Consider the following 25,460-nt stretch of genomic DNA (forward strand, 5'->3'; position numbering starts at 1 on the left):
AGGATGGCCACGGCAGCCGACGATCAACGACCTGACCCGGACGCCTTGCTCGCCGCGCTTGCTGGCGCGCATCGCGGGCGGCTGAAGATTTTTCTCGGGGCAGCGCCAGGGGTTGGCAAGACGTGGGAAATGCTGGTTGCCGCGCGGCAAAAGCAGGCCGAGGGGCTGGATGTGCTGGCCGGCCTGATCGAAACCCATGGCCGTGCTGATACGGAGGCGCAGCTTGGCGATTTGCCGGTGCTGGCGCGTAAGCCGGTGGCGTATCGCGGGCATGTGATTGAGGAATTTGACCTCGAAGCCGCCATTACCCGGCGTCCGGCGTTGCTGCTGGTTGATGAGTTGGCGCATACCAATGCGCCCGGATTGCGCCATGCCAAACGCTGGCGAGATGTTGTGGATATTCTTGAAGCGGGCATTGATGTTTGGACGACGCTCAACGTGCAGCATTTGGAGAGTGTGCATGATCAGGTGGCGCGGATTACCGGTGTGCGGGTTACCGAAACGTTGCCGGATACGGTGCTCACGCTCGCGACCGAAATTGAATTGATCGATTTGCCGCCAGCAGAATTGCGAACGCGGTTGGAGCAGGGGCGGATTTACCGGCCGGATTTGGCGCGGCGCGCGCTTGATGGATTTTTTCGCCCTGGCAATTTGGCGGCGTTGCGTGAAATGGCGCTGAGGCGCGTGGCGCAACAGGTTGATCGCGATATTGCAACCTATATGCGCGCGCGGGCGATTGCCGGGCCGTGGCCGGCGGCAGAGCGGGTGATGGCGGTGATTGAGGCCGGGTCAACGTCGGAGCAGGTGGTGCGCCACGCCGCACGGCTTGCGGACGCGCTGCGCGCCCCCTTACTCGCGTTTCATGTGGAAGCCGGGGTCAGTGGTAATGTGCAATCGGCGCTGGATTTGGCACTGCAATTGGGCGGCACGGTGGAAACGACCACGCAGGCTGATGCGGTTGCAGCCATATTGGCGGCGGCGGCGCAGCATAATGTTGCGCATATTGTGGTGGCGCGCGGCGCCGCTAGCCTTTGGCCGACTTGGCCCTTGGCGCGTGCGTTAGCGCGGCATGCGCGGGCTTATTCATTGTATGTCGTGCCCGATCCCGCGGCGCGCCCGGCACCAGTCAAGCCAAAAAAATCAAAGCCTCAATTGGCGCCTTACGCAATCAGTTTCGCGATCATGGCCGCCGCCACGGCGCTGGGCTATGGGTTGCGCGCGGTGGTGCCGCGCGATGCGATGGGTTTTGTGTTCACAGCTATTGTGGTCGGCGTGGCCAGCCATTATGGCCGGACTCTTGGCTTATTTGCGGCGGTTATCAGCTTTTTACTGTGGAATTTTTTCTTTTTGCCGCCGGTTTTCACCCTTTCGGTTGGCGATCCGCGTGATATTGTTGCGTTAGTGGTGTTTCTCGCGGTTGGCTTGCTGACCGGCACGTTGGCGGGGCGGGTGCGCACGGAGGCGGAGGCCGCGCGCAGCCGGATTGATGCGCTGCGCCGGGTGGCTTTGTTTGGGCGCACCCTCGCGGCCGCGACGGATGCGGCGTCGTTGAGCCGTGCGATTGAAAGTGAAGCCTCCGCTCTCGCCGGCGCCGCGATTGTGCTGCTCGCTGAAGGTGGCGATTTGGCACCCGTGGCAACGCTCAGCGATGCCGATCATGCGGCGGCGGATTTTGCGTTTCGTCATAAAATCGAGGCGGGGCTTGGCACGATCACCTTGCCATCGGTCGCGTGGCGATTTTTTGCCTTGGCGACGGAGGCGGGCAGTGTGGGGGTGTTGGGGGTGAAACCGACAGGCGTCATGACCGAGCCAACCATTCAAGCTCTGAGCGCGCTTGCTGATCAGGGGGCGATGGCGATTGAGCGGCTGCGCCTAGCGGCGCGGGCGGCTGAAATTCGCGCCCAGACGAAAACTCAATCATTGCGTACGGCTCTGCTGTCGTCGCTGTCGCATGATTTGCGCACACCGCTCACCGCAATTAGTGGTGCGGCGCAGACCCTGCTCGCCGCCGGCAGTGCGATCACGCAGGCGGTGCGGTTGGATTTATTGGCCAGCATTGTCCAAGACGTTGAGCGGATGACCCGATTTTTGACGAACATAACCGGCATGGCACGGATTGAGACCGGCGAGATTGTTGCGCGCCGCGATATCGTTGCACTACCGGCACTGATCGAGGCGGCGGTGGCGCGGGTGCCGGACGCGTTTCATGCCGGCGTCAATATTGCTGATGACGCACAGACGGTTTTGGCGGACCCGAGCTTGTTAGAGCAGATTTTAGTGAATTGCTTGGAAAACTCGGTGAAATATGCACCGGTGGGGTCGGCCATCGCTATTGCTGCCCGGCGGGAGGACGCGTTGGTGGTGATTTCCGTCGCGGATGAAGGGATTGGAATTGAAGCTGATGATTTGCAGCGGGTGTTTGATCGGTTTTTTCGGGCCGAACGGGGTGATCGGGTCGCATCCGGCACCGGGCTGGGCCTTGCGATTGCCCGCGCCTTCGCCGAAGCGATGGGCGGATCGATTGAGGCGATGAGCCCGCGAACGGATTTGCCGCGCGATGGCATGCCCGGCACGATGATCACGATTAAGGTTCCCAGCGCATGAGTGGTCGCTCGATTCTGATCGTTGATGATGAGCCGCAGATCCATCGGTTTCTCAAACCGGCGTTAGAATCGGCGGACTATATTGTTTGGCGTGCCGATCACGCCGCTGAAGCGCTCAGGATGATCGCTTCGCGGATGCCCGATTTGATTTTGCTCGATCTTGGTTTGCCCGATCGTGACGGGCAGGCCTTGTTGGCGGAGATTCGGCGGGATTATGCGATGCCGATTATTGTGCTGTCAGCGCGCGATCGCGATGTTGATAAAATCGCAGCACTCGATGGTGGGGCCAATGATTATATCGAAAAGCCGTTCAGCCTCGGTGAGTTGCTGGCCCGGTTGCGCGCGGCGCTCCGGGCGAGTGCCACGGGCCCGCTTGCGGGGCCGGTTTTCGTCGTTGACGGGCTGGAACTGGATACCCATGCGCTGACCGGCCAATTGCAGGGCGTGATGATCCAATTTACCCGCACGGAGTTTCGCTTGTTAGAGTTTTTACTGCGCAACCGGGGGCGGGTGATTACCCATAGTGCGATTTTGAAAGCGGTTTGGGGCAGTGCGCAGGAACGGGAGATGAATTATCTGCGGATTTATATTGGCCATCTGCGCCGGAAGCTTGGGGCGTTTGGCGAAACCCATTTGAAAACGCGGCCCGGTGTTGGTTATTATTTCGAGTAGAGCGCGATTGGTCGGCGTCAGGCACGCGATCAGCGTATAAGGCTGCAAAATATCACTAACATGCTGATCCCGGCGGCAGCCGATGGTGCCGCCGGGGGCGCCAATCAGCTTTTCGGCGCGTAGAAATTACAATAGCCGGTGGCGGCGACGCTGCCTTGAACGACCATGCACATCGACCCGGTTGGGATATAATTGACGCAGCTTGAGCAATCAGCGCCGCCCGGACCGGGCTTGGCGATGTATCCGGCGGTGGCTTTGGTGGATTTGTTGTCCGCAAAGGCGGTTCGCCGTGCCAGCAAACTCATGGCCGATCCCGCAGCGCCAAGCCCGATCGCTTTGAGGGCGATACGCCGGCCATAGTGATTGTCGCTCATGGTAGGTTCCTTTCGCGTCGCGGGTTAAATCAGTGAAATTAATCGGCAAAAAACGCCGGAGCGTGATTGGTGATCGGCAATCACGCTCTAACGCAGAGTCGATGGTTATTTCGTAACAATCTCCGGTCCCATCGCGGCGAGCTTGGCGAGCAGATTATTTTGCGCGGCGGTTGGGATATGTTCTTTATCCATGGCCCGGATCATGTCTTCGGCCAGTGCGTTGAACGCGGCTTGGGTGACACCCATATGCGCGTGAATGGCGCGCATATTCATGTTGAACGGGCAGCCGCCCCCTTCGAGATTGCAGACCTGATTGACCAAAGCGGCTTTCAGGGCTGGAATATTGGTGTGGGCGAAATAGAAATTGATGCGGTTATCAGCAGCAACATTGCCAACGAATGTGTTGATCAACGCCGTTATGCCGGGCCGACCGCCAAATTCGTTGAAATAAGTCGAGCTGGCATGGGCTGGTGTAGTGATGATCGGCGCCATAGCGAGGGTGGTGGCGGCGATCATCGCGGCAATTGCGTTACGGAGGGTGTTTTTGCGGCGATACGGGGTCATGATTGTGAGCTCCTGAGGCGTGTTAGGGAAAAGAGGCAAGCGAGATTTAGAACGTCGCTGTGAATGAGAGGTACAAACCGTTCGAGTTTTTGGCACCCGCAATTGTGCCGAGTGCCGCATAGGCGGCGGTGATTGAGAGATTTTTGGTCGGGAAATAGGCCACGAAAACATCTTGCCAGTTGTTGGTGGTGTTCAAATTAAGCGCCCCGGCAACATCGAAATGCGGCATGGCGCGGTACTCATAACCCACGGCGAATTTCCGATCGGGGAAGTAGGCAAAGTCAAAGAACGGCTCGACATGATAGCCCGATTTGAATTGACCGGCGGCATTGGTGCCGCCAAAGCCGAGCAGGCCGTTATAGTTGGAATTGGTCAGCCGTGCGCCGGCACTCAACAGCGTATAATGGCCAAACAAACCATCGATGAATAATTTGGTGGCGACGACATAGAAGGTGGTGCCATCAAGATGTGACCCGACCGCTTTGGGCAGCGCTTCGTTGGTGCCCGGAAAGGCGCTGGTGACGTTTTCATGGTAGGATGCCCCCACCGCCACCACCGGGAGCATGGTGCCCTGATCGTAAACCGCGTTGCCAAATAGGCGAACTTTGGCGCTGATAATATTCTGGCTCAGGTTGAAATCCGGCCCGAGACCGAGTGAGGCACCAGGGCTGCCAAGGTCGAAATTCTGCCGGGCAACCGATAGCTCAACGCGGTTAAACAGACCGACCGAGGCACCACCCGAGTTCAGTGTGTAGCTACCGGCGATCAAATGGGTGAAAAATCCGGTGACGCCGACTTCATCATTGGTGTCGTAGCCAGAAATCACCGCAAATGGGTTGATGCCACCGCCGCCAACGCCATTGATTGAGGTGACGCCGCCGGTTGCGAGTAATCCGCCTTGCGCCATCATCGCGTCCTGCGCCTGTGCCGCGGGGGCGGCCAAGACCAGGCTGGCACCGACCAAGGCGGTGCTGGCAAGCCACGCCATCAAGGCCGGCGCACGGCCCTGGAATTTGGTTTTCTTTTCAGATGCTTTTAGCGTTTTGAGCATGACGACCTCCTGTTATGGTGGTCGGGTTACGATCCAACCGCCGGGTCGGATGCATGCGCGCTGACGATTTTATCATTCTGCTCGCCATCGCCTATCGCTGTGATAAAAATACAACAAATGGCGCTCACCAGCGGGCTGCATCCGGATTGCCTCGCGCTGGGTATCCGCTTACGATCATGTTTGATGGCATCGATTTCTCCCCTCTGATGAGCAGCACGCTCGGCACCGCTGAAGATGCGCGGTTGCGCGATTTGCTCAGCCGTTGTGCTGGGCGTGATCGCGCTGCCCTGCGCGCACTTTATGATTTGACCGCGCCGAAACTTCTCGGCATCGCGCTGCGTCTGCTGCGCAATCGCCCGCAAGCCGAAGACGTAGTGCAAGAGGCGTTTTTGCAGATTTGGCGCAATGCGGATCGGTTCGATACCGCGCGCGGCTCGGCGATGGGCTGGATGGTCGCGATTTTGCGCTATCGGGCGTTGGATCGGATCGAATCCGAAAAACGCCATACCGGCACGGATGAATTGCCCGATGTCGCCGCCGAATTGCCCGTATCCGTCGAGGATCAATCAGCGCTCGCGGCCTGTTTGGCGACGTTGCCTGAACCCTGGCAGCGTTCGATCAATCTTGCATTCGTTGATGGTTATTCGCATTCCGAGATCGCCGAACTCACCAAAACCCCGCTTGGCACCATCAAGAGCTGGATTTTACGAGGGTTGGCATCGTTGAAACGGTGTCTTGAAGCATGAGCCAATCTTCGGAATTCGGCGAGGGATTGCCCCCTGACCAACGCGCTGGTGAATATGTGCTCGGACTCCTGCGTGGCATGGAGCGGGCGCAATTCGAGGCCGAGATGGCGCGTGACCCTGCTTTGGCGCGCGCGGTCGCATTCTGGGAAGATCGGCTCGCGCCGTTGGCACTGGCCGCAGTACCCGCGACGATGCCAGCGCCGTCGCTTTGGTCCGCAATTGAAGCGGCGATTGGCCCGGCGCAACCCGTTGCATCATGGCGTGCCCGGCTGGCCGCGCTCTGGAACAATGCCGGGCTCTGGCGCAGTGTCGGCGCGTTGGCGATTGCCGCAGCGTTGGTGCTCGTGGTGATCCGCCCCTTCCATCGCGCCGCACCGCCGCCGAGTATGGTTGCGCTTCTCAATCAGGGCAGCAAGCCGCTCTTTACCGTGTCGCTGCGCGAGAATGGCAGTGCGCAAATTCTGCCGCTCGGCCATGTCGCGCCGCCTGCGGGCAAAGTGTGGGAACTCTGGGCGGTGGCCAAGGGCGTCAAGCCGGTGCCGATTGGGTTTTTGCAGTCAGGCCCCACGCGCTTGCCAGCGGGCGATATTCCCGCCTCCCTGCGCAAACCGGGTGTGTTGATTGCGGTAACGGTGGAGCAGCCCGGCGGCTCACCCACCGGCACGCCCACCATGCCCATTGTGTTTGATGGGCCACTCAGCGCCGTCCAAGGTTGATCAGCCCGATTTTTCGGGTTGCACCGAAACCGTGCCGTCCTGAAACCGCACGATCATATGAGGCGTGCTGCGTGCCGTGGCGGCTTCGGAAATTGGTGCGCCGTCCGGTGCGGTCACCAGCGCAAAACCGCGCATCAGCACGGCTTGATATGAGAGGGCGTTCAGCCGTGCGGCGAGGGCATCGAGCTTGATGCTGCGCTCGCGGAGTGCCGTGCGCATCGGCGGTGCCAGCCGTTGCACCACCAGCGCCAACCCATGGGTCTTGCCGGTGAGCAGATGCCGCGGATCGGGCAGGCGCGCCACGATCTGCTCCAGCCGGTGGCGCTTGGCCTGTGCATAGCGGGGCAGGGCCATGGCGAAACGCTCGCCGCGTTCATCAAGCCGCTGGCGCGCCGTGGCCATCAGGCTTGGTAAATCCGGCAACTGCCCGGCGGCGCGGTTCAGCCGCAAATGGCGCGCATTGATCTGGCCGGAGAGCGCGCCGGTCAGCCGGGCGCCGAGCTGGGCGAGGCTGGCCGCAACACCGAGCCGGTCTGGCACCGCCAATTCGGCGGCGGCGGTCGGCGTTGGTGCGCGACGGTCGGCGGCGAAATCGATCAAGGTGGTGTCGGTTTCATGGCCCACCGCTGAAATCAGCGGAATTTGGCTCGACGCTGCGGCGCGCACCACCGCCTCGTCATTGAACGCCATCAAATCTTCGAGCGAGCCGCCCCCGCGCGCGACAATCACCACATCGGGCCGCGGGATTGGTCCGTCGGCGGGCAGGCCAGAAAATCCAGCGATGGCGGCGGCAATTTGCATCGCCGCTCCTTCGCCCTGCACCGCGACCGGCCAGAGAATGATCCGGCTTGGAAATCGCCGGGCGATGGTGGTGCGAATATCCTGGATCACCGCCCCTTGCGGCGAGGAAACCACCCCAATCACCCGGGGCAAAAACGGCAGGGGGCGTTTGCGCGCATGCTCGAACAGGCCCTCATCGGCCAGCTTCAGCCGCAGCGCCTCGATGCGCGCCAGCATCGCCCCTTCGCCGGCATAATCGAGCCGCTCGATAATCAGCTGATATTCCGAGCGCTCTGAATAGGCGGTGATTTTGCCGGTGGCGATCACTTCGACGCCATTTTCCGGCTTCAAGCCCAGGCGGCTGGCATTGCCCTTCCAAATAATTGCGCGGATTTTGGCCCCATCATCCTTGAGCGCCATATAAGTATGGCCGGAGGGGTAGGTTTTCATCTCAGTGATTTCGCCGCGCACCCGCACCCGGCTAAAACTCGATTCGAGCGCGCGTTTGACCGCACCAGCCAGCTCGGAGACGGTGATTTCGGGGATATTATGCGGGTTGGGTGCTGCAATTTCTGACATCGGGCCGCACTATGCTAAGCCCGCGCCAACGCGGCAAGCGGAGCGGTTCGAAAAGGAGCAAAAATGCGGGTTTTGGTGGTTGGCGGCGGCGCGCGTGAAGGCGCCTTGGCCTGGAAATTGGCACAAAGCCCGGCGCTCAGCGCCCTGTTCATCGCGCCTGGCAACCCCGGCACGGCTTCGTTGGGCAGCAATATCGCCATCGCCGTCGATGATATTGCCGGCTTGGTGGAATTTGCGCGTGCGCAGGCTATCGATCTGGTGGTTCCCGGCCCCGAAGCGCCCCTGGCCTTGGGCCTGACCGATGCGCTCGCCGCCCATCACATTGCCTGTTTTGGTCCGAGCCAAGCCGCCGCTCAGTTGGAAACCTCGAAAATTTTTACCAAGGAACTCTGCGCCGTCGCAGAAATTCCCACCGCCGCGTGGGCGCGCTTTACCGATCTGGCAGAGGCCCATGCCTATATCCGCGCGCGTCCGGCGCCCATGGTGGTCAAGGCCGATGGGCTGGCCGCCGGCAAGGGTGTGGTGGTCGCCTTATCGACCGAGGAAGCACTGGACGCCGCTACCGCGATGCTGGCTGACCGGGTTCATGGCGCGGCGGGCGCTGAAATTCTAGTCGAGGATTGCCTCACCGGCCCGGAAATTTCGTTCTTTGCCCTATGCGATGGCGAGACCGCGATTTTCGCGGGTATGGCCCAAGACCATAAGCGCGTCGGCGAAGGCGATACCGGGCCAAATACTGGCGGCATGGGCGCGATTGCGCCACCACCTTTGGATAACCCTGAACATCTCACCGAAACCGTCATGGCGCGCATTATTCGCCCCACGCTGGCGGCGATGGCTGAGCGCGGCACGCCGTTTTGCGGCTTTTTGTTCGCCGGGCTGATGCTGACCCAATCCGGCCCGCAATTGATCGAGTTCAATGCCCGTTTTGGTGATCCGGAATGCGAAACCTTGCTGCCGCTGATCGCGGATGATTTGCTGCCCTGGCTCGTCGCGGGCGCGCACGGGGCGCTCGATCCCAGCCAAAAGCTGAGCTGGCGGGAAGGGGCTTCCGCGACGGTGATCTTGGCAGCCAAGGGCTATCCGGGCGCCTATGCGCGCGGCGCGAAAATTGACCTGACCCAAGCGGCTCATTGCGACGATTTGTTGATTTTCCACGCGGGCACCGCCGAGCATGATGGCGTTTTGCGGTCGAATGGGGGCCGTGTGCTCGCAGTAACGGCAACGGGAGCTGATTTGCGAACGGCCATTGAGCGCGCCTATCGCGGGGTCGATGCCATCGATTTTCCAGAGGGATTTTCGCGCCGCGATATCGGCGCCCGCGCGCTGCACGCCCGCTAATCCCGATCAACGGGCGTTGATCGGATTTTTGCGCACTGGCCCGATCAACTAGCGTTGATCGGCGTTAATGGTTTTGGCCCGATCAACTGGCGTTGATCGGGCGGGGCCTTCCTTCGCTATCAATCGCAACAAAGGTGAAGACGGCCTTGGTGACCCGCCGTTCCGTGGTGGAATCGCGCGCACGCCGCCAAGCCTCAACATTCACCTTGATCGAGCTGCGACCCACCGAGACCAGCATGGCGTAAACGCTCACCTCATCGCCGATTTTCACGGGCCGAATGAAGCTCATCGCATCCACGGCCACGGTGGCAATCCGGCCATGGGCCACGCGCCCGGCGAGATTGCTGCCGCCCAAATCCATCTGCGACATCAGCCAGCCGCCGAAAATATCGCCATTGGCATTGGCGTCCGCCGGCATCGCCACGGTGCGGATCATCGGCGGTGTTTGTGGCACCGCCTCGCTGGCATCAATCTCCGGGTCGCTCACCGATCAGCCGATATTCTGATCGATGAAGGCCTTCAGGGTCGATTTCGGTGCGGCACCCACATGGGTCGCGACCGCTTTGCCGTCTTTGAACAGGATCAAAGTCGGGATGCCGCGCACGCCAAACTGCGTCGGCGTCATCGGGTTTTCATCGATATTGACCTTGGCAATATCGAGCTTGCCCGCATACTCGCCGCTCAACTCTTCCAAAGCCGGGCCGATCACGCGGCACGGGCCGCACCATTCAGCCCAAAAATCCACCAGCACGGGTTTGCTGGCGCCGATCACATCGGCGGCAAAGCTGGCATCGGTCACAGGTTTCGTCATCGATTCGCTCCTCGTTGTTGCCAAGCAGAGTGGGACGAGACGCTGCCGCAATCAAGCCCATCATGGCAGCCATCATCGGCAAGCGCGGCGCGGTGATCGATCAGCGCGCCTCGCTGGAGAGCGGCTGCAGCCGCCGCGCTTCGATCCCTTGCCAAATCAGCAACACCGGCACCGCAACAATCAGGTCACGCGCGCGGCGCAGCAGCGAGACGGAAAGCGCAATATCCGGTGGCAAGCCAAATGCCGTGCCGAGCAACGCATAAGCCGCCTCCTGCACGCCAATCCGCCCCGGCACAAAAAATCCTGCCGCCAGGATCGCGTGCAACAACGCCTCAATCGATAGCGCCTGCCAGATCGAAATCGGCGTGCCAAACGCCCGGAACGCAACGAAGGAAGCGCAGCCGGTGCCAAACCAGCACAGCAAATGCATCACGCCAGCCCCGGCCAATCGGCGCGGCTGCGCATAAATCGCATCGAGTGCTGCTTGCAAATGATCGGCGCGCATCGCCACCTGATCGCCCGATCGCCCGGCGATTCGGAGCGCCAACGCCCGGAAAATCCGCGAGCCGCCCTTTTGCGCAAAAATGAACCCCACCCCGCCCAGCACCGCCATCATCAGGCCGAGCGCCACGGGCATAACGAGTTGATTATTGGGCACCAATGTCGCTAGTAGCACCAGCCCCACACTGATAAACACCAATTCCGACAGAAACTCGATCGTCACGTCCGCGAGGGTCGAGGCCGCCGCATCGGCGAAGGCAACGCCGCCCAATGATATCGCCCGCCCGCCGAGAATGAACCCGCCCACATGCGAAAACGGCAGAAACTCGCCCGCCGCATCGCGCACCAGCCGCCCCCAATAGAGCAGCAAAAACCGCCCTCCGCGCCGGCTGCGCAGCACCAACCGCCACGCCACCGCCAGCCCGGCGACGATAACCGCCTGAACCCCGAGATAGGCGATGAAATCCGAAACCCGCACCGCACTGAGCGCACGCACCACCCCCGCCCAGCCAAACCAAGCGATGGTCAGGGTGAACAAACTGACGCCGATCAACGCTGTGATCACCGACCATAACCGCGCGCGGGTCATAACCCACCCCGATGCGAGCAGCCGGGCAGGAATGGGGCACAACGCATCCGGTGCCAATAAAGCGGATATGAACACATGGCCCGTGCTTTACACGACGCTGCGCCATCCTGCCAATTGAACCGCGTCCTGCCCCATGCGCAGGACGCGATCCGCACCGCCTATTCGGCGGCGATGGCCTGGCGCCCGCGTGTGGCGAGGCTGACACCTGCCAGCACCACGATATTACCGATCAAGGCGATGATCCCGACATTCACATCACGAATGCCAGCCGGCAAAAACGGCATCAGCGTGCCGAGCGATGCATGGCTAAACGTTAGCCATGCGGCCAGCGCCACCCCGACCACAATGCCGGCAAACGCCCCCTCGCGCGTCACGCCGAGCCGTGGAAACAGGCTCGCCAACAAAGAGGGGAACATTTGGGTGACGAAGCTATAGCCCACCAGCAGCAAGGTCACGATGGTCGAGCTACCGGTGATGGTGAAATACACCGCAATCGCCATCACCACCGGCACCGCGCATTTGGCGATGAACACGATCTGATCATCGCTCGCGCGCGGATTGATCGCGCCATAGAGATTGCGTGAAATCAGCGTCGCGGTGGTCATGGTCAGCATCGAGCCGGGAACCAATGCGGTGAGCACGCCCGCCGCACCAACCACGCCAACAAACCAGGGCGGAAACTGCGCCACCACCAATTTGAACAAGGCCAGATTGGTCGCGGCCCCCTTCAAGCCGGGAATTTGCAACACCGCCGCAAACCCTACGAAATACACAAACAGCAAAATCAGTTGGTACAGCGGCAGCACAATCGCATTTTTGCGGAATGTCTTGGCCTCGCGCGCCGAATAGCAGGAGGCGAGCGTATGGGGCCACATGAAAAACCCAAGCGCTGTCAGCAACACCGTCGAGACAAACCACCAAACGCTGTCCCCTGCCGCCGGAAACACCAAAAAGCCCGGCTTGGCCTTGGCAATGGCATCAAACATCGAACCGATGCCGCCATAGAGGTGAAACGGCAAATAAATCCCCAAAAACAACACCACCGCGAGGATCATGATGTCTTTGGCCACCGCCGTCCACGCCGAGCCGCGAATTCCCGACACAATCACATAAATCGTCACCACCGCCGCACCAATGATGATGGCGGTATCCTTGCCAATCGCGCCATGCCCCGCCACGGCAACGATAATGCCAAGCCCGGTCAGTTGCAGCACCAAATAGGGGATCAGCGCGATGATATCGACCAGCGTGACCAGCACGCCGAGGCTCGGGCTTTGATATTTATGAGCGAAAAAATCAGGCTGCGACACGAGGTGATGATCCCGACCATATTGCCAGATCGCCGGGAGCAGAAAATAGCCCATGACATAGGCAATCGAGCCATAGGCCAGAATATAATAAGCCGGTGCGCCCTGCCCGTAGGCAAAGCCGGAGGCGCCGAGGAAGGTGAAGGTGGTGTAAATCTCACCGGCCATTAGCAAAAACACCAAAATTGCCCCGAAACCGCGATTGCCGACGGTCCAGCTTTCTAACCCCATGTCATGGCCGGAGCGAGCGACTAACCCCAGGCCCAGCGCAAACAGCGTCGCCAGAGCAAGAATAATTAGGGTGCTGGTCATGGCGCGCTATCCCCATTGCGCGGATCGAGCCGGTAGATGATCAACATTACCAGCGCGATGATTGCGATCCAGATTGAAATCCAGCCGAGTGGAAACGGCATGCCGAGAATCAGCGGATGCACCTGATTGTGCAAAACCGGCCCGATCAACAGGAAAAACACCGGAATGATCGCAAGCCCATATAATAATCGCATGAGACACCCTTTGCTTGACGTGTGATTTATCGTGCGACTGACCAACCCCTTGACGAAACTGGACGGAACGCTGTCACAAAGCAAGGAAAATTTAGCCGCTTGCCCGTAACCCACGGGGCAAAGCGCTATTGATGGCGGGGCATCAGGCCGTGAATGAAGCCGAGCTTGCCAATCACGGTCGGGGAGAGAATGAACGGGTATAAATCGGCTTGCCCCAGGCTGCGCGCCAGGCTGTTCATGGCAAAGGTCAACGGCAGCCAGCGCTGGATCAGCGCGCCGATGGTGGGGATTTGATAGGGGTTGGTCTCCGCCACCGGCATCGCCTCCAAGTCCGGGCCGGGCGGGCGCACGGCCAGCCCATAGCTGCCGGCGGTCTCCAGCGTGTCGATAATATGCAAATAATGCGCCCAGCTTTCGGCGAAATCTTCCCAAGGATGGGCGCTGGCATAGGCGCTGATATAATGCGCGCGCCAATCGGGCGGCGCCCCTTGCGCATAATGCCGCTCCAGTGCTGCGCCGTAATCGGCGCGCTCATCGCCGAACAGAGCGCGGAACGCCTCCAGGCGGTCGCCATCGCGCACCAGCAAATCCCAATAAAAATGGCCGATTTCATGCCGAAAATGCCCGAGCAAGGTGCGATAGGGCTCACCGAGCGCGGCGCGTTGCTGCTCGCGGATGGTATCCTCGGCCTCTTCGACATTCAGGGTAATCACCCCGGCGCGATGCCCGGTCAGCGGCGGCGGTTCGCCCGGCAGCGTCGCCAGAAACTGAAACGCCAGCCCATGTGCCGGATTTTCGCGCCGGTCCGGCAGGGTCAGCCCCAATTGCTCGAGCGTGTAAATCAACCAATGTTTTGCCGACTCGATTTTGCGCCAGCGACCCAGATTAACCGGATCGTTGATATCTGGGATCACCTGATTAAACCGGCACGCCGCGCAAAATAGCGCACGCGGCTCGCCCGGCGCCGGCTCGGCAATCAGCCAGTTACAGGCATCATATTCGGCATTAATGCAAAACCGCACCCGCCGTTGCGGGTCCACCAGCGGGGTCCAGCGGCCCAGAAACGCATCCTCATCATCGGTATGATCGTTCGGTCGGCGCAGCGCCGTCAGCTCCCCGCAATCGGCCAGATAGCCAAGCCAATGATCGCAGGAATGACAATAGCGGTTCTCGAAATAGAGCCGCGCGCCGCACGATTGGCAGGTGAACAGGCGCATCACGAGCCTTTCAACCCAAAACAAAATCGCCTTTGATCGAATGACCGATTCGATCAAAAGCGACCCAATGATAGAGCAAACCGAAGGAGGCGGGGGATCGTTACGAGAACGATCGCTCGCGCAGCGAATTACTTAATTTTCGCTTCCTTGAACGCGACATGCTTGCGCGCAACCGGATCATATTTCCGGAATTCGAGCTTACCCGTCTGCGCTTTGGCATTCTTCTTGGTCACATAGAAGAACCCGGTATCGGCGGTCGAAACCAGTTTGATTTGAACAGTGTTTGATTTGGCCATGATATGTCTCCAGAAAATTCGATATGGCGAAGCCGCGCCGTGCGGTCAAGCCCGCAGCGGGTGCTGATGGCGATTTTGCCGCGTTCAGCCCGCCCGTAAGGGCCGGATCAGCGCCGCGTGATAGCGCGCCGGATGCTCAATCAGCGATCGCGCCACCTTGAAATCATCGTTCGCGCCAATCGTTGCCGGGCACGCATCGCGGATTTCCAGGATTTGCGCAAGCGCCAAGGGTGGGCGGGCATTGCGCGCGGCAGCAATCGAAGGGTCCATTAAATCACGCCCGTCGCGCAAAGCCTGCATCTGGCGGCGCACCGCCTCCGTGCCGAGGCTGGTGCAAACTTGCGGGATAACCCCAAGCCCCTGCAAGGGCCAGCCGCGCGGCGCGATAATCCGGCTCCACGTGACATATAAGGTGCCGCCGCCCGGCAAATGTGCCACGGTTTGCACCAAACCCTTGCCCAAGGTGGCACTGCCCACCACCACCGCCCGGTCATTATCCGAGAGCGAGGCGGTAAACACCTCCGCCGCACTCGCCGTTTGCCCATCCACCAAAATCACCACCGGCAGGCCTTGCGCCAAATCGCCGCCCTCGGCGTGAAAAATCTTGTTGGCCCCCGCTGCGCGCCCGATGGTTTGCACAATCTCGCCATGGCTGAGCAGCGTATCGACGCTGAGCACCGATTGCCGCAGCACCCCCCCGCGATTGCCGCGCAGATCAATCACAATGCCCGCCGGTTGTGGGCTTTGCCCGACTAAACCGGCGAGGGCGGTGGCGAATTCCTGGCCGGTATTCGGCCCGAATGCGGTGACCCTGATCACGCCAACCCCATCGCGCATTTTGCTGAACACGGTGGGCGGCGGCACCACCGCCCGGGTCAGGCTGATGGTTTGCGGCAAGCTATGGGGCGGGCGCACCACCAATGTCACCATCGAGCCGACCGGCCCGGACAGCATGGCTTGCACCGCCGCCACGTGTTGATTGGTGATTTTGTCGCCATCAACCGCCATGACCGCCATGCCCGGCTGAATACCGGCCTGACCCGCCGGGCCGCTCGCCGCGACCTTGGCCGCGATAATCGCCGCATCGTCCGGCGCGCCATCGCGGCTGAGGGTGAGGCCAAGCCCCGCCGGCCCCGGCGTCGCATCCTGCTCGCGCGGCGATTCGTAGCGTGAATAGGGGTCAAAATGATTGAACAACTCATCGAAAAAGCTGCGAATCACCGCCCCTGTCCCCGCGCGTCGCAACCGGCGCGAGGCCCTAAAAGCCTGCGCGGCCACCGCTGCACAGGTCTGCCCCCATTGTGGCCCGGCATCCGGCCCGCCCCCCGGCGCCGGGATCGCATAAATCACCCGATCCGGGCCGTACAGCACGATTTTTCCCTGCAACGCCTGCACCGTCAAATTAGGGTCGAGCGCTGTGAGGCCGGACAAGCCCCACACGGCGAGCTGGGAAATCGGCACCGGTTTGAGCAGGCGCGGTGCCATGAAGGTCAAGGCAGTCCCCCAGATTTGCCCCGCCTGATCGCTGTTGAACCGCGCGTTCGCCCCTGGCGTGGTGGTTTGCGCCTGCGCCTGCGCCACGGGCAAAATTAGCAAAACCGCAAGCAACCGCAGCCAGCGCGTCATGTCGGCAACGCGGCCTTGGCGCGGCGGCCTTTGCGGGCCGGTTTGCGCGCGCGCTGTTCGGACTTCGCCTTTTTTGCTTTTTTGCCCGGCTTGGCGGCATCGTTCGGTGCCTGACCGGCTTTGCCCCGGCGCGCCGCCGGTTTGGCCGGGGCTGCCGCTGCGATGGCGAAAATCAACCCGCCGGTCACCGGTCGCGCTTCAACCAGCCGCACGGTGACTAAATCGGCCAGCCGATACACCACCCGGCTGCGCCGTCCGGCAAGGCTGTTGCTCGCCTCGTCATGGAACCAGAAATCCTCCGGCAAATTCGCGAATGGCACGAAGCCGGATGCGCCGGTTTCCAGCAGCGTCACGAACAGGCCAAACCGCGTCACCCCGGAAATCCGCGCATCGAACGCATCGCCGACCCGATCCGCCAGAAACGCCGCCAGATACCGATCCGCCGATTGCCGCTCCGCATCCGCCGCCCGCCGCTCGGTGATGGTGATATGCGTGCCCAATTCGGCAAACCGCGCGCCGGCATCCGCGTCCAGCCCGTCCGCGCCGAGCTTTAACCCGCCGATCAAGGCTCGATGCACCAGCAAATCCGCGTACCGGCGAATCGGTGAGGTGAAATGCGCATAGGCGCGCAAACCCAAACCAAAATGGCCAATATTCTCCGGCGCATATTCCGCCTGCGACTGGCTGCGCAAAATCGCCTCATTGACCAAGGCGGCGCTCGGCGTGCCAGCCACCAGCCGCAAAATCTGGTCCAAATCGCGCGGATGCAATTGGTCGCCCGGCTTCAAGCTGATCGAAAATGTGCTGAGCAGCCCGCGCAACGCATCCAATTTCTCCGCCGAGGGCGGGGCGTGTACCCGATACATGCAAGGCTGCACCAGCCGTTCCAACTCCTCCGCCGCCGCAACATTGGCGAGGATCATGAACTCCTCAATCAGCCGGTAACTATCGAGCCTTGGGCGCGGCGTGACCGAGGCCACATGCCCATCGGTACCCAGCGTAATTTGGCGCTCCGGCAAATCAAGATCGAGCGTGCCGCGTGCCGCTCGCGCCGCCGCCAGACGCTGATAGGCCCCGAATAAATGCGCAATCGTGCCGGCGGGCAGCCCTTCCTCACGCTGGGCATCATGCGCCGCTTGCGCTTGTTCATAGGTCAGCCGCGCCGCACTGCGCATCAGCCCGCGGCCAAAACGGTGAGAAATTTTGCGCCCATCCGCGCCAATCCGCATCTCCACGAACAGGCAGCCCCGATCCTCATCGGGACGCAAGCTGCACCAGCCATTCGACAAGGCCTCCGGCAGCATCGGCACCACCCGATCGGGGAAATAGACCGAATTGCCGCGATGGCGCGCTTCGCGGTCCAGCGCCGAGCCGGGCACCACATAGGAGGCGACATCGGCAATCGCGACGATCAACCGATAGCCATTCTGCTCCGGGACGGCGAACACCGCATCGTCAAAATCGCGCGCATCCGCGCCATCAATGGTCACCAGCGCCACATCGCGTAAATCGGTGCGTTGACCCAGATGTGTCGGCCCCGCAGCCTGCGCCTCCGCCACGGCTTCGGGCGGAAAAATATCGGGAATGCCCAGGCTGGCAATCGCAATCAGGCTGATCGAGCGTGCATCATCGATACCGCCGAGGCAGTCGATAATTTGCGCCTTTTGCAAGCCATAGCCGCCTCCGGCCAGCGGTTCGGCGCGCACAATCATGCCGTCAGTGGCATCGCCCGCCGCCCCTGGTGGCACCAGCCAATCAGCGCGGATTTTCCGATCGACCGGCTCAATCCGCCCGCCGTGCGCCGGATTGCCCCGATCATCTGACCGGAACACGCCAATCACCGTCACCGGCACGCGATCTAGCAATTTGATCGTGCGCCCCTCATAGCGATCACCGCCAATGCGCCGTAGCCGGGCGAGCACCCGCGAGCCAGGCGCCAAGGCCGGCTGGCCGCTGCGCTCTGGGCGCATATAGACAACCGGCGCGCGCCCGCCGGCCCAATCAACCGGTCGCGCCAAAGGCTGCCCGTCGCGGTCCAACCCGGTTACCATCACCACACAGCTCTCGGCCAACGCGCGCGGCGCTTTCGGCGAGGGGGGCTTCGATTTTCGTGGCAATTTCATCAAAGCCCGATCCGCTGGAGAAACAACTGGTCCAGCCATCCGCCGCGCCCATCACCGCGCCGATAACGGCGCCGATCAATGTCATGCATGCGAGTTTGGGCCAATGCCAACGCCATACGGCCAATGTAATGAAGTTACAACGCGTTGCCGACACCCTGGCTGCGCGATGACGCAAGTTTTACGACCCTGCGGCATTGCTACCACAGAAAGACGCTCATTTACCCCGTCGCGTCACGCGCCAGTGCGGTCTCGATCAGCGCGATGGTCGGGGCAATGCCATAGAGCGCAATAAACCCGCCAAAGCGCGGCCCTTCGCTTTGGCCCAGCAAAAGCTGATATAAACAGCCAAACCAATCGCGCAGAGCCGGGAACGGATGGCGCTTGCCGACATCATACACCAAAGTCTGGAGCGCCTCGGCGTCGGTGCTGGGGGGCAGCGCACGCAGCGACTCCGCCAAATCCTCAAGGGCGGCCCGTTCCAGCGCGCTCGCCGCACGATAATGCTTCGCCGGTCGCACAAAATCTTGATAATAGCGCACCGCATAATCAACCAAGCGCGCCAGGAACGGCTCGGATTCCGGGCTGGCATCAGGCCGGTAGGCGCGAATGAAGCCCCAGAGCAGGTCCGGCGTTTCGGCATTCACCACCGAGGCCAAATTCAGCAACATGCCGAACGGGATCGCACTGCCCGAGGCCGCCGGAACCACCCCGCCATGGATGAACCAAGCCGGATTTTCTTCGGCCACCCCGCGCCCGGCGCGCAGCGCATCGACGCTGGTGATATATTCATCCGTCGCTTTCGGGATCACATCGAAATAGAGCCGCTTGGCCCGCTGCGGGGCGGCAAACATAAACTGCCCCAGGCTTTCCGGCGGGCCATAGGCCAGAAACTGCTCGACCGAGAGCCCGTTGCCTTTCGATTTGCTGATTTTCTGCCCAGCCTCATCTAAAAACAGCTCATAGGTGAAGGTCTCCGGCGGCGCGACGCCCAGTGCGCGCACAATCGCGCTCGATAATTTCACCGAATCGATCAAATCTTTGCCGGACATTTCATAATCAACATCCAGCGCAAACCAGCGCATCGCCCAATCGGCCTTCCATTGCAGCTTGGCGTTGCCATCCAGGATCGAGGTGGTGAAGGTCGCCCCATTGTCCGGATCGCTCCACGTCACCATCGCCGCCGCCGCATCGACTTGATCGATTCGCACCTGCATCACCACGCCGGTTTCCGGATGGATCGGCAAAATCGGCGAATAGGTCGCGCGCCGCTCCGGCCCCAAGGTCGGGGCGATGATGTCTCTTATCGTATCGTGATGCGCCGCGATGGTGCGCAGCGCATCATTGAACCGACCCCCGCGATAATAATCGGTCGAGGAGGCGAACTCATAGTCAAACCCGAACTGGTCAAGGAAGGCCCGCAGCCGCGCGTTATTATGCGCGCCAAAACTATCATGGGTGCCAAACGGGTCCGGCACCTGCGTCAGTGGCTTGCCAATAAAGCCGCGCAATAAATCCTGGTTTGGCACATTGCCGGGAACCTTGCGCAGCGCGTCCATATCATCGGAAAACGCCAGCAATTTCGAGGGCATGCCGGTCAATTTGGTAAAGGCCAGCCGAATCCAGGAGGTGCGCGCCACCTCCATAAAAGTGCCAATATGCGGCAAGCCGGACGGGCCATAGCCGGTTTCGAACAGCGCATGGGTTTTGCCGGTGCGCGCCAACCGCTCGGCCACACGCGCCGCCTCACGAAACGGCCAGGAATTCGCAAGCGAAGGGGAATCACTCATAACCCCGGCTGTAACCGCCGTTTCGCCCGAACGCAAACCACGATATGAGCGCGCATGGCTGCCGCAACCATTCTGCTCCCCGACGCGCCCTGTCTCGTGGTCGCTTATGGTCACGCCGTGATCCTTTCGGGCGAGGGCGAGCTGGTCACGCTCAGCATCGAGGATGCGCGCAAGACTCTCAAGACGCTCAGCCCGCCTTTGGTGATCCACGCGCCCTCGGTGCAAAAACGCTTGGGGCTGGCGCTCCCGGTTCTGGATATTCTGGAACTCTTCGCGTTTGCCCGGCCCGCACAAAATTGTGCGCCCACCCCGGCGGGCCTGGCCCGCGCGCTCGATGAGCCAGTGCCCGCCAGCCTGGAGGCCGCCGCGAGTGCCATGCAAAACTGGGTCGCGACCCTGCTCGGCCTGTTGCTGCAAGGGCGTGATTTGCCAATGAACCGCCATGCGGCCGGGCTGGCCGCGCTGATGGGCCAAGCCGGTTGGCCCTGGGCGCGCAGCGTGCTCGCCGCACTCGGCGCCCCCGCCGCCCGGCCCGATTCGGCGGGGCTGAAACTCTGGTCGATCCTGCCCGAATGGGAGGAGCAGGCACCGCGCCCACCGCCCACCGCCTTTCCCGTTGGCACCGACGCGGCGCGCGCCCGGCTGGCCCAGATGCTCGGCACCGGTGCTGAACCGCGCCCCGCCCAGGCCGATTACGCCTCCGCCGTCAGCGCCGCCTTCGCGCCGCGTGATCAAGCCGGCGCGCCTCATTGCGTGCTCGCCGAAGCGGGCACCGGCACCGGCAAGACCCTAGGTTATATCGCCCCGGCCTCGCTCTGGGCCGAACAGAATGACGGCCCGGTCTGGATCGCAACCTACACGCGGCATTTGCAGCGCCAGATCGAACAGGAACTCGAACGGCTAGAACCGGACCCGGTACGCCGCCGCGCCCGCGTGGTGCTGCGCAAAGGGCGCGAAAATTATCTCTGCCTGCTCAACTATGAAGATGCGCTCGGTGCGGCCCGCGCCGGCACCCTGATCGCGATGGGGCTGATCGCCCGCTGGGCGCTGCTCTCGGGCGATCATGATGTAACCGGCGGCGATTTACCGGGCTGGTTCGCGGATTTGTTCGGCAATGGCATCCTGCCATCCATCGTTGATCGGCGTGGCGAATGTATTCATGCCGCCTGCGCCCATTGGAAACGCTGCACCATCGAGCAGGTGGTCCGCCGGGCGCGCGGCGCTGATTTGGTGATCGCCAATCATGCCTTGGTGATGGCGCAAGCCGCTTGGGGCGGGCTGGATGATGCGCAAGTGCCCACCCGCTATGTGTTTGATGAGGGCCATCACGTCTTTGACGCGGCGGATAGCGCCTTCGCCGTCGAGCTGTCCGGTGCGGCGATGGCCGAATTACGCCGCTGGCTGCTCGGTGCCGAAGGCGGGCGCTCGCGCGCACGCGGCCTTGCCCGGCGGCTCGATGATTTTTGCGCCGCCGATGAAACGCTGCGTAGCCCGCTTGATGCGGTGCTGATCGCCGCCCGCGTGCTGCCCGGCGAAGCCTGGCTCGCCCATCGCCGCCTGACCGAAAACCCCGATTGGGCCGAAAATCCGCTCGATCAAGTCGGCACCGCCCCCGCCGAACAATTTCTCGCCGCCCTTGATGAAGCCGCCCGGGCGCGCGCCGCCAGCACCGAGCCGGAAGCGAAAGGCCGCATCGAGGTCGATTTGCACCCGGCGGGCGAGGCGCTGGTCAGCACCGCCGCAACGCTTGATCGGGCGCTGGAGCGGCTGGCCGCGCCGCTCACAACGCTGCGCCAACGGTTGCTGGCCCGCCTCGATAACGAGGCCGACACGCTGGAGGAGCGTGACCGCCAGCGCATCGAAGCGCTAGGCCGCAGCCTCGCCCGCCGCGCCATCGACCCGATTACGGCTTGGCGCCGTCTCCTCGCCATCGTCACCGGCCCCACCCCCGAGCCCGGTGATCGCCCCCACCGCGTGCTGTTTATCCAGCGTGACCGCGATATTGCGCTCCTGGGCCATTTGCTTGACCCGACCGAAGCCTTTGCCGAACTGATCGGCGCGCAAGCCCATGGCTTGGTGATCACCTCCGCCACCCTGCGCGACAGCGCGAGCCCAGTGACCAACTCAGGGACCGGCCCAGTGACTAGTCCAGACGCGCAAGCCGCCATGGAGGCCAAATGGCGCGCCGCCGAAGCGCGCACCGGGGCCGCCCATCTCGCCGCCCCAGCCATCCGCGCCGCCTTCGCCTCGCCCTTTGATTACCCGCACCAAACCCGGGTGATCATCGTGCGCGACATTCCAAGCCAGAACGAGGAAGCGCTCGCCAGCGCCTATCGCAGCCTGTTCATTGCGGCGGGTGGCGGCGCGCTGGGCCTGTTCACCGCCATCGCCCGGTTGCGCGCGGTGCATCGCCACATCGCCCCCGCGCTCGAAGCGGCGGGCCTGCCGCTCTACGCCCAGCATGTTGATGCCATGAATAATGCCAGCCTCGTCGATGTGTTCCGCGCCGAGCATAATGCCTGCCTGCTTGGCACCGATGCGATGCGCGATGGGGTGGACGTGCCCGGCAATGCGCTGCGTCTTGTGGTGCTGGAGCGCACACCCTGGCCGCGCCCGGATATTTTGCACCGAGTGCGGCGCAGCTTTCTCGCCGGCGGCGCGCCGCGCGAGTATGACGATGCGATTGTCCGTTTGCGGCTGCGCCAGGCCTTTGGTCGGCTGATCCGCCGTGCCGATGATCGCGGCGTGTTCGTGTTGATCGATCGCGCAGCGCCGAGCCGCCTGCTCAACGCCTTTCCCGGCGGCGTGCCGGTGCAGCGCCTGGGCCTCGCTGCCGCCGTCGCGCAAATCCGCGACTTTTTCGCAGCCGATCCAGGCGATGACGGGAATAAGCTGTAACCTAAACGACACAGCGACGAAACTTTAGCGCGTTTTTGCGCGCTAACCCAGCATTGTTGGTAAGCTGGCACGTCGTTTGCTGATACAAACCCGTTGTCCGTGACATTTTCGTGAAGCTGATGACATGGACGGGCGCAAGTGCCTAAAATTTAGACTTGTGTTGCACGCAATGAACATAACGGAGGCAGTATGTCGTTCTTAAACCCTAATTCTGGCAAAAAACCAGGCCGCCAATGGCTTCGCGCCGTCATCTGCTCGGGCGTTGCCTTGGTTGCCGCGCAGGCCCTTCCCCCCCGCCGCGATGGCGTTCAACGGCCCGGCGAATATCAAGATCGATGGTGGTCCGCTCGGCCCGCTCGAGCTGTCCGGTGGTTTGGATGGCTATGGCTATGTGCTGTCCGGCGCAGGCAATTCCACCAATTACGGCTTGCTCGGCACTGATAAAACCAATGGCGCCGAATTGATGAACGGGCTGATCCAGCTGCAAAAAGCGACCGGATTGGTGCAATTCACCATTGAGGTCGGCTCCACCACCTCAATCGCGCTGGGCGGCAAGCCCTCGCAAACCTCGGTGCAAACCTTCTCCACCGGGCCGCTCTATGCGGGCTATGTCACTTTGGCGCCGACCAGCAATTTCAGCGTCTCGATTGGCCAGCTCGGCTCGCAGGAAGGCTATGAGTCCGGCATCGACTGGAACAATACCAACGTGCTGACCACTGATATTTTCGCGGTGGAAAACTCCCAAAGCCGTGGGGTGGAAGCCACCTACACGGCGGGGCCAGTGAGTGCCACGGTCGAATTCGGCGACGGGTTTGATACCGGCGTTTGGAATTTCGGCCAGGCCTTGGTCACTTACACGATCAACAGCAATAATGTGATCAACCTGTTCGGTGCCACCAATTTCGGCAAAACCGGACTCAACGCGCATATTTATGGGTCGGCCACCACGCCGTATAGTCAAAGCTTCGTCGGCAATAGCGCTTATTACGTCAATTCAACGATGATTGGCGGTTTTTACAGCTACACCACCGGCAATCTCAATCTCGTGCCGGAAGTGCAATATGTGTATGCCAAGCCGGACACCTCGCTGCTTCTGAACAAATTCTCCAGCAATTTCGGCGCCGCCGTGTTCGGCAACTATCAATTCGGCAAATCGCCTTATGCGCTGGCGGGTTGGGTTGAGTATTTCAGCAGCAACGGCCCGGATAATTGGTTCGTCAATGCGGGCGCCAAAGGCTTCGGCATCTCAATCGCGCCGACATGGCAGAAAAACGATCTGTTCGTGCGCGGCGATGTCGGCTTGTTGCATCTGACCACGCTCGGTGTCCCCGGCTCGGTGGGGTATGGCGCCAATGGCACCAGCCGCAATCAAGCAACCGCTCTGGTCGAAGCGGGCGTTCTGTTCTAAAACGCATACTGACGATTAAGGCAGGGTGGGGTCATCATGACTCCACCCACGCCGCCACCATCGCCGCCACTCGCACCCATTGACGCGCCTGCCATCCGTCGCGATGATCGCCCCATCGGCTGGATCGGGAGACGCGGATGGATGATTTTCGGATAATGGCGGAGGATGGCATCGCCACCCTCATTTTGACCCGCCCGCAGCAATCCAACGCCCTCACCCTTGATTTCTGGCGACATTTTCCAACCGCCCTGGAGCAGCTTGACGCCACCGGCGCCACCCGCGCCTTGATCATCGCCGGTGAGGGGCGTAATTTTTGCGCTGGGATGGATTTATCGGTGTTCACCGCCGGATCAACGATGAAGCCGGACCACGCCGCCGGCCGCGCCCATTTTTATGAAACCGCCCGGCTGATGCAAGACGCGCTGGCCCGCATCGAACAGGTGCGCTTCCCAGTGATCGCCGCCATCCAAGGCGCATGCGTTGGTGCGGGCCTCGAACTGGTCGCCGCCTGTGATCTGCGCTTCGCCGCCATCGATTCTTATGTGAAAATCGCTGAAATCGATATCGCCATGATGGCCGATCTCGGCGCGTTGCAACGCTTGCCGAAATTATTGCCCGATGCCATCGTGAAACAAATGGCCTATACCGGCTACGCGCTCCCCGCACCGCGCGCCGAGGCGCTGGGCTTTATCAATGCCACCGCCGCCGACGCCGCGAGCACCCTGCATCTCGCCCAGGAAGCCGCCCAAGCCATCGCCGCCCGCGCACCGCTTGCCATCGCGGGCAGCAAAAATTCGCTGCTCTACGCTCGCGATCATTCAGTCGCCGAATCACTGGAACGCGCCTGCTGGATGCAGGCCGCGATTTGGAACACCGACGACATCACCGCCGCCATCACCGCGCGAACCAGCAAAACGCCCCCGCACTTCAAAAATCTGCCCAGCCGGGCCAAAATTTGAGCATCC

22 protein-coding genes are annotated in these 25,460 nt (G+C 61.8%); 8 read left to right on the forward strand and 14 right to left on the reverse strand.

The genetic code is table 11. From position 1 onward, the window contains the following. Positions 1-3: 3 nt before the first annotated feature. Both ACYUCQ_RS04715 and ACYUCQ_RS04720 read left to right on the forward strand, forming a co-directional pair. Positions 4-2,604: a DUF4118 domain-containing protein gene (locus tag ACYUCQ_RS04715; protein ID WP_460253352.1), complete on the forward strand. Its 2,601-nt coding sequence runs from the start codon at positions 4-6 to the stop codon at positions 2,602-2,604. Then, positions 2,601-3,275: a response regulator gene (locus tag ACYUCQ_RS04720; RefSeq protein ID WP_460253353.1), complete on the forward strand. Its 675-nt coding sequence runs from the start codon at positions 2,601-2,603 to the stop codon at positions 3,273-3,275. Before ACYUCQ_RS04715 ends, ACYUCQ_RS04720 begins: the two co-directional genes overlap by 4 nt. 104 nt (positions 3,276-3,379) lie before the next feature. Here ACYUCQ_RS04720 and ACYUCQ_RS04725 read toward each other — a convergent pair whose 3' ends face one another. The 3 genes from ACYUCQ_RS04725 to ACYUCQ_RS04735 form a co-directional block, all read right to left on the reverse strand. Then, on the reverse strand, positions 3,380-3,649 hold the full coding sequence (locus tag ACYUCQ_RS04725; protein ID WP_460253354.1) for a hypothetical protein: 270 nt from the start codon (positions 3,647-3,649) through the stop codon (positions 3,380-3,382). Positions 3,650-3,754: 105 nt separating this feature from the next. Further along, on the reverse strand, positions 3,755-4,213 hold the full coding sequence (locus tag ACYUCQ_RS04730) for a group I truncated hemoglobin (protein ID WP_460253355.1): 459 nt from the start codon (positions 4,211-4,213) through the stop codon (positions 3,755-3,757). Between the two features lie 46 nt (positions 4,214-4,259). Then, positions 4,260-5,264 (reverse strand): DUF3034 family protein, encoded by a 1,005-nt coding sequence (locus tag ACYUCQ_RS04735; protein WP_460253356.1) that lies wholly within the window; start codon positions 5,262-5,264, stop codon positions 4,260-4,262. A 206-nt stretch (positions 5,265-5,470) separates the two neighbouring features. Between ACYUCQ_RS04735 and ACYUCQ_RS04740 the strand changes: the two genes are divergently transcribed. Together ACYUCQ_RS04740 and ACYUCQ_RS04745 are read left to right on the forward strand one after the other, a co-directional pair. Next, positions 5,471-6,010, forward strand: a complete 540-nt coding sequence (locus tag ACYUCQ_RS04740; protein WP_460253357.1) for a sigma-70 family RNA polymerase sigma factor — start codon at positions 5,471-5,473, stop codon at positions 6,008-6,010. Next, positions 6,007-6,726, forward strand: coding sequence for an anti-sigma factor (locus ACYUCQ_RS04745; protein WP_460253358.1), 720 nt, complete (start codon positions 6,007-6,009; stop codon positions 6,724-6,726). Before ACYUCQ_RS04740 ends, ACYUCQ_RS04745 begins: the two co-directional genes overlap by 4 nt. Here the strand turns inward: ACYUCQ_RS04745 and xseA are convergent, their stop codons facing one another. Next, the gene (xseA, locus tag ACYUCQ_RS04750) at positions 6,727-8,085 is read right to left on the reverse strand and encodes an exodeoxyribonuclease VII large subunit (RefSeq protein WP_460253359.1); all 1,359 of its coding nucleotides are present in this window, start codon (positions 8,083-8,085) and stop codon (positions 6,727-6,729) included. Positions 8,086-8,148: 63 nt separating this feature from the next. Here xseA and purD point away from each other — a divergent pair, with 63 nt between their 5' ends. Further along, positions 8,149-9,426, forward strand: a complete 1,278-nt coding sequence (gene purD / locus ACYUCQ_RS04755) for a phosphoribosylamine--glycine ligase (RefSeq protein WP_460253360.1) — start codon at positions 8,149-8,151, stop codon at positions 9,424-9,426. Positions 9,427-9,508: 82 nt separating this feature from the next. Here purD and ACYUCQ_RS04760 read toward each other — a convergent pair whose 3' ends face one another. The 10 genes from ACYUCQ_RS04760 to ACYUCQ_RS04805 all read right to left on the reverse strand — a co-directional run bounded on the left by ACYUCQ_RS04760 (position 9,509) and on the right by ACYUCQ_RS04805 (position 20,189). After that, on the reverse strand, positions 9,509-9,862 hold the full coding sequence (locus ACYUCQ_RS04760; protein WP_460253509.1) for an acyl-CoA thioesterase: 354 nt from the start codon (positions 9,860-9,862) through the stop codon (positions 9,509-9,511). Positions 9,863-9,916: 54 nt separating this feature from the next. Next, positions 9,917-10,237, reverse strand: coding sequence for a thioredoxin (trxA, locus tag ACYUCQ_RS04765; RefSeq protein ID WP_460253361.1), 321 nt, complete (start codon positions 10,235-10,237; stop codon positions 9,917-9,919). Positions 10,238-10,337: 100 nt separating this feature from the next. Next, positions 10,338-11,327, reverse strand: a complete 990-nt coding sequence (locus tag ACYUCQ_RS04770; RefSeq protein ID WP_460253362.1) for a lysylphosphatidylglycerol synthase domain-containing protein — start codon at positions 11,325-11,327, stop codon at positions 10,338-10,340. A gap of 158 nt (positions 11,328-11,485) precedes the next feature. Continuing rightward, positions 11,486-12,946: a sodium:solute symporter family protein gene (locus ACYUCQ_RS04775; RefSeq protein WP_460253363.1), complete on the reverse strand. Its 1,461-nt coding sequence runs from the start codon at positions 12,944-12,946 to the stop codon at positions 11,486-11,488. Then, on the reverse strand, positions 12,943-13,140 hold the full coding sequence (locus ACYUCQ_RS04780) for a DUF3311 domain-containing protein (protein WP_460253364.1): 198 nt from the start codon (positions 13,138-13,140) through the stop codon (positions 12,943-12,945). Before ACYUCQ_RS04780 ends, ACYUCQ_RS04775 begins: the two co-directional genes overlap by 4 nt. Positions 13,141-13,265: 125 nt before the next feature. Continuing rightward, positions 13,266-14,357 carry a zinc-binding metallopeptidase family protein gene (locus tag ACYUCQ_RS04785; protein WP_460253510.1) on the reverse strand — a complete coding sequence of 364 codons (1,092 nt, stop codon included), beginning with the start codon at positions 14,355-14,357 and terminating at the stop codon, positions 13,266-13,268. 128 nt (positions 14,358-14,485) lie between these two features. Continuing rightward, on the reverse strand, positions 14,486-14,653 hold the full coding sequence (gene rpmG / locus ACYUCQ_RS04790; RefSeq protein ID WP_460253365.1) for a 50S ribosomal protein L33: 168 nt from the start codon (positions 14,651-14,653) through the stop codon (positions 14,486-14,488). Between the two features lie 84 nt (positions 14,654-14,737). Next, positions 14,738-16,279 (reverse strand): S41 family peptidase, encoded by a 1,542-nt coding sequence (locus ACYUCQ_RS04795; RefSeq protein WP_460253366.1) that lies wholly within the window; start codon positions 16,277-16,279, stop codon positions 14,738-14,740. Then, a complete protein-coding gene (locus ACYUCQ_RS04800; RefSeq protein ID WP_460253367.1) occupies positions 16,276-18,402 on the reverse strand; it encodes a ribonuclease R family protein in 2,127 nt (708 codons plus the stop codon). Before ACYUCQ_RS04800 ends, ACYUCQ_RS04795 begins: the two co-directional genes overlap by 4 nt. Before the next feature lie 218 nt (positions 18,403-18,620). Next, the gene (locus tag ACYUCQ_RS04805) at positions 18,621-20,189 is read right to left on the reverse strand and encodes a lysine--tRNA ligase (protein WP_460253368.1); all 1,569 of its coding nucleotides are present in this window, start codon (positions 20,187-20,189) and stop codon (positions 18,621-18,623) included. A 54-nt stretch (positions 20,190-20,243) separates the two neighbouring features. Here ACYUCQ_RS04805 and ACYUCQ_RS04810 point away from each other — a divergent pair, with 54 nt between their 5' ends. The 3 genes from ACYUCQ_RS04810 (at position 20,244) to ACYUCQ_RS04820 (ending at position 25,454) form a co-directional block, all read left to right on the forward strand. Beyond that, positions 20,244-23,087, forward strand: coding sequence for an ATP-dependent DNA helicase (locus ACYUCQ_RS04810; RefSeq protein WP_460253369.1), 2,844 nt, complete (start codon positions 20,244-20,246; stop codon positions 23,085-23,087). Between the two features lie 271 nt (positions 23,088-23,358). Beyond that, positions 23,359-24,495: an outer membrane beta-barrel protein gene (locus tag ACYUCQ_RS04815; protein ID WP_460253370.1), complete on the forward strand. Its 1,137-nt coding sequence runs from the start codon at positions 23,359-23,361 to the stop codon at positions 24,493-24,495. A gap of 137 nt (positions 24,496-24,632) precedes the next feature. Next, on the forward strand, positions 24,633-25,454 hold the full coding sequence (locus tag ACYUCQ_RS04820) for an enoyl-CoA hydratase-related protein (RefSeq protein WP_460253371.1): 822 nt from the start codon (positions 24,633-24,635) through the stop codon (positions 25,452-25,454). Positions 25,455-25,460: the final 6 nt, after the last annotated feature.

The sequence above is a fragment of the Acidiphilium sp. MT5 genome (assembly GCF_054767495.1).

Coding starts and splice junctions, on each gene's coding strand:
- ACYUCQ_RS04740 (WP_460253357.1), top strand. CDS start 5,471: ATGAGCAGCACGCTCGGCACCGCTGAAGATGCGCGGTTGCGCGATTTG.
- xseA (WP_460253359.1), bottom strand. CDS start 8,085: ATGTCAGAAATTGCAGCACCCAACCCGCATAATATCCCCGAAATCACC.
- ACYUCQ_RS04745 (WP_460253358.1), top strand. CDS start 6,007: ATGAGCCAATCTTCGGAATTCGGCGAGGGATTGCCCCCTGACCAACGC.
- ACYUCQ_RS04810 (WP_460253369.1), top strand. CDS start 20,244: ATGGCTGCCGCAACCATTCTGCTCCCCGACGCGCCCTGTCTCGTGGTC.
- ACYUCQ_RS04725 (WP_460253354.1), bottom strand. CDS start 3,649: ATGAGCGACAATCACTATGGCCGGCGTATCGCCCTCAAAGCGATCGGG.
- ACYUCQ_RS04715 (WP_460253352.1), top strand. CDS start 4: ATGGCCACGGCAGCCGACGATCAACGACCTGACCCGGACGCCTTGCTC.
- ACYUCQ_RS04785 (WP_460253510.1), bottom strand. CDS start 14,357: ATGCGCCTGTTCACCTGCCAATCGTGCGGCGCGCGGCTCTATTTCGAG.
- ACYUCQ_RS04795 (WP_460253366.1), bottom strand. CDS start 16,279: ATGACGCGCTGGCTGCGGTTGCTTGCGGTTTTGCTAATTTTGCCCGTG.
- ACYUCQ_RS04820 (WP_460253371.1), top strand. CDS start 24,633: ATGGATGATTTTCGGATAATGGCGGAGGATGGCATCGCCACCCTCATT.
- ACYUCQ_RS04760 (WP_460253509.1), bottom strand. CDS start 9,862: ATGATCCGCACCGTGGCGATGCCGGCGGACGCCAATGCCAATGGCGAT.
- ACYUCQ_RS04730 (WP_460253355.1), bottom strand. CDS start 4,213: ATGACCCCGTATCGCCGCAAAAACACCCTCCGTAACGCAATTGCCGCG.
- ACYUCQ_RS04780 (WP_460253364.1), bottom strand. CDS start 13,140: ATGCGATTATTATATGGGCTTGCGATCATTCCGGTGTTTTTCCTGTTG.
- purD (WP_460253360.1), top strand. CDS start 8,149: ATGCGGGTTTTGGTGGTTGGCGGCGGCGCGCGTGAAGGCGCCTTGGCC.
- rpmG (WP_460253365.1), bottom strand. CDS start 14,653: ATGGCCAAATCAAACACTGTTCAAATCAAACTGGTTTCGACCGCCGAT.
- ACYUCQ_RS04720 (WP_460253353.1), top strand. CDS start 2,601: ATGAGTGGTCGCTCGATTCTGATCGTTGATGATGAGCCGCAGATCCAT.
- ACYUCQ_RS04800 (WP_460253367.1), bottom strand. CDS start 18,402: ATGAAATTGCCACGAAAATCGAAGCCCCCCTCGCCGAAAGCGCCGCGC.
- ACYUCQ_RS04770 (WP_460253362.1), bottom strand. CDS start 11,327: ATGACCCGCGCGCGGTTATGGTCGGTGATCACAGCGTTGATCGGCGTC.
- ACYUCQ_RS04805 (WP_460253368.1), bottom strand. CDS start 20,189: ATGAGTGATTCCCCTTCGCTTGCGAATTCCTGGCCGTTTCGTGAGGCG.
- ACYUCQ_RS04735 (WP_460253356.1), bottom strand. CDS start 5,264: ATGCTCAAAACGCTAAAAGCATCTGAAAAGAAAACCAAATTCCAGGGC.
- trxA (WP_460253361.1), bottom strand. CDS start 10,237: ATGACGAAACCTGTGACCGATGCCAGCTTTGCCGCCGATGTGATCGGC.
- ACYUCQ_RS04775 (WP_460253363.1), bottom strand. CDS start 12,946: ATGACCAGCACCCTAATTATTCTTGCTCTGGCGACGCTGTTTGCGCTG.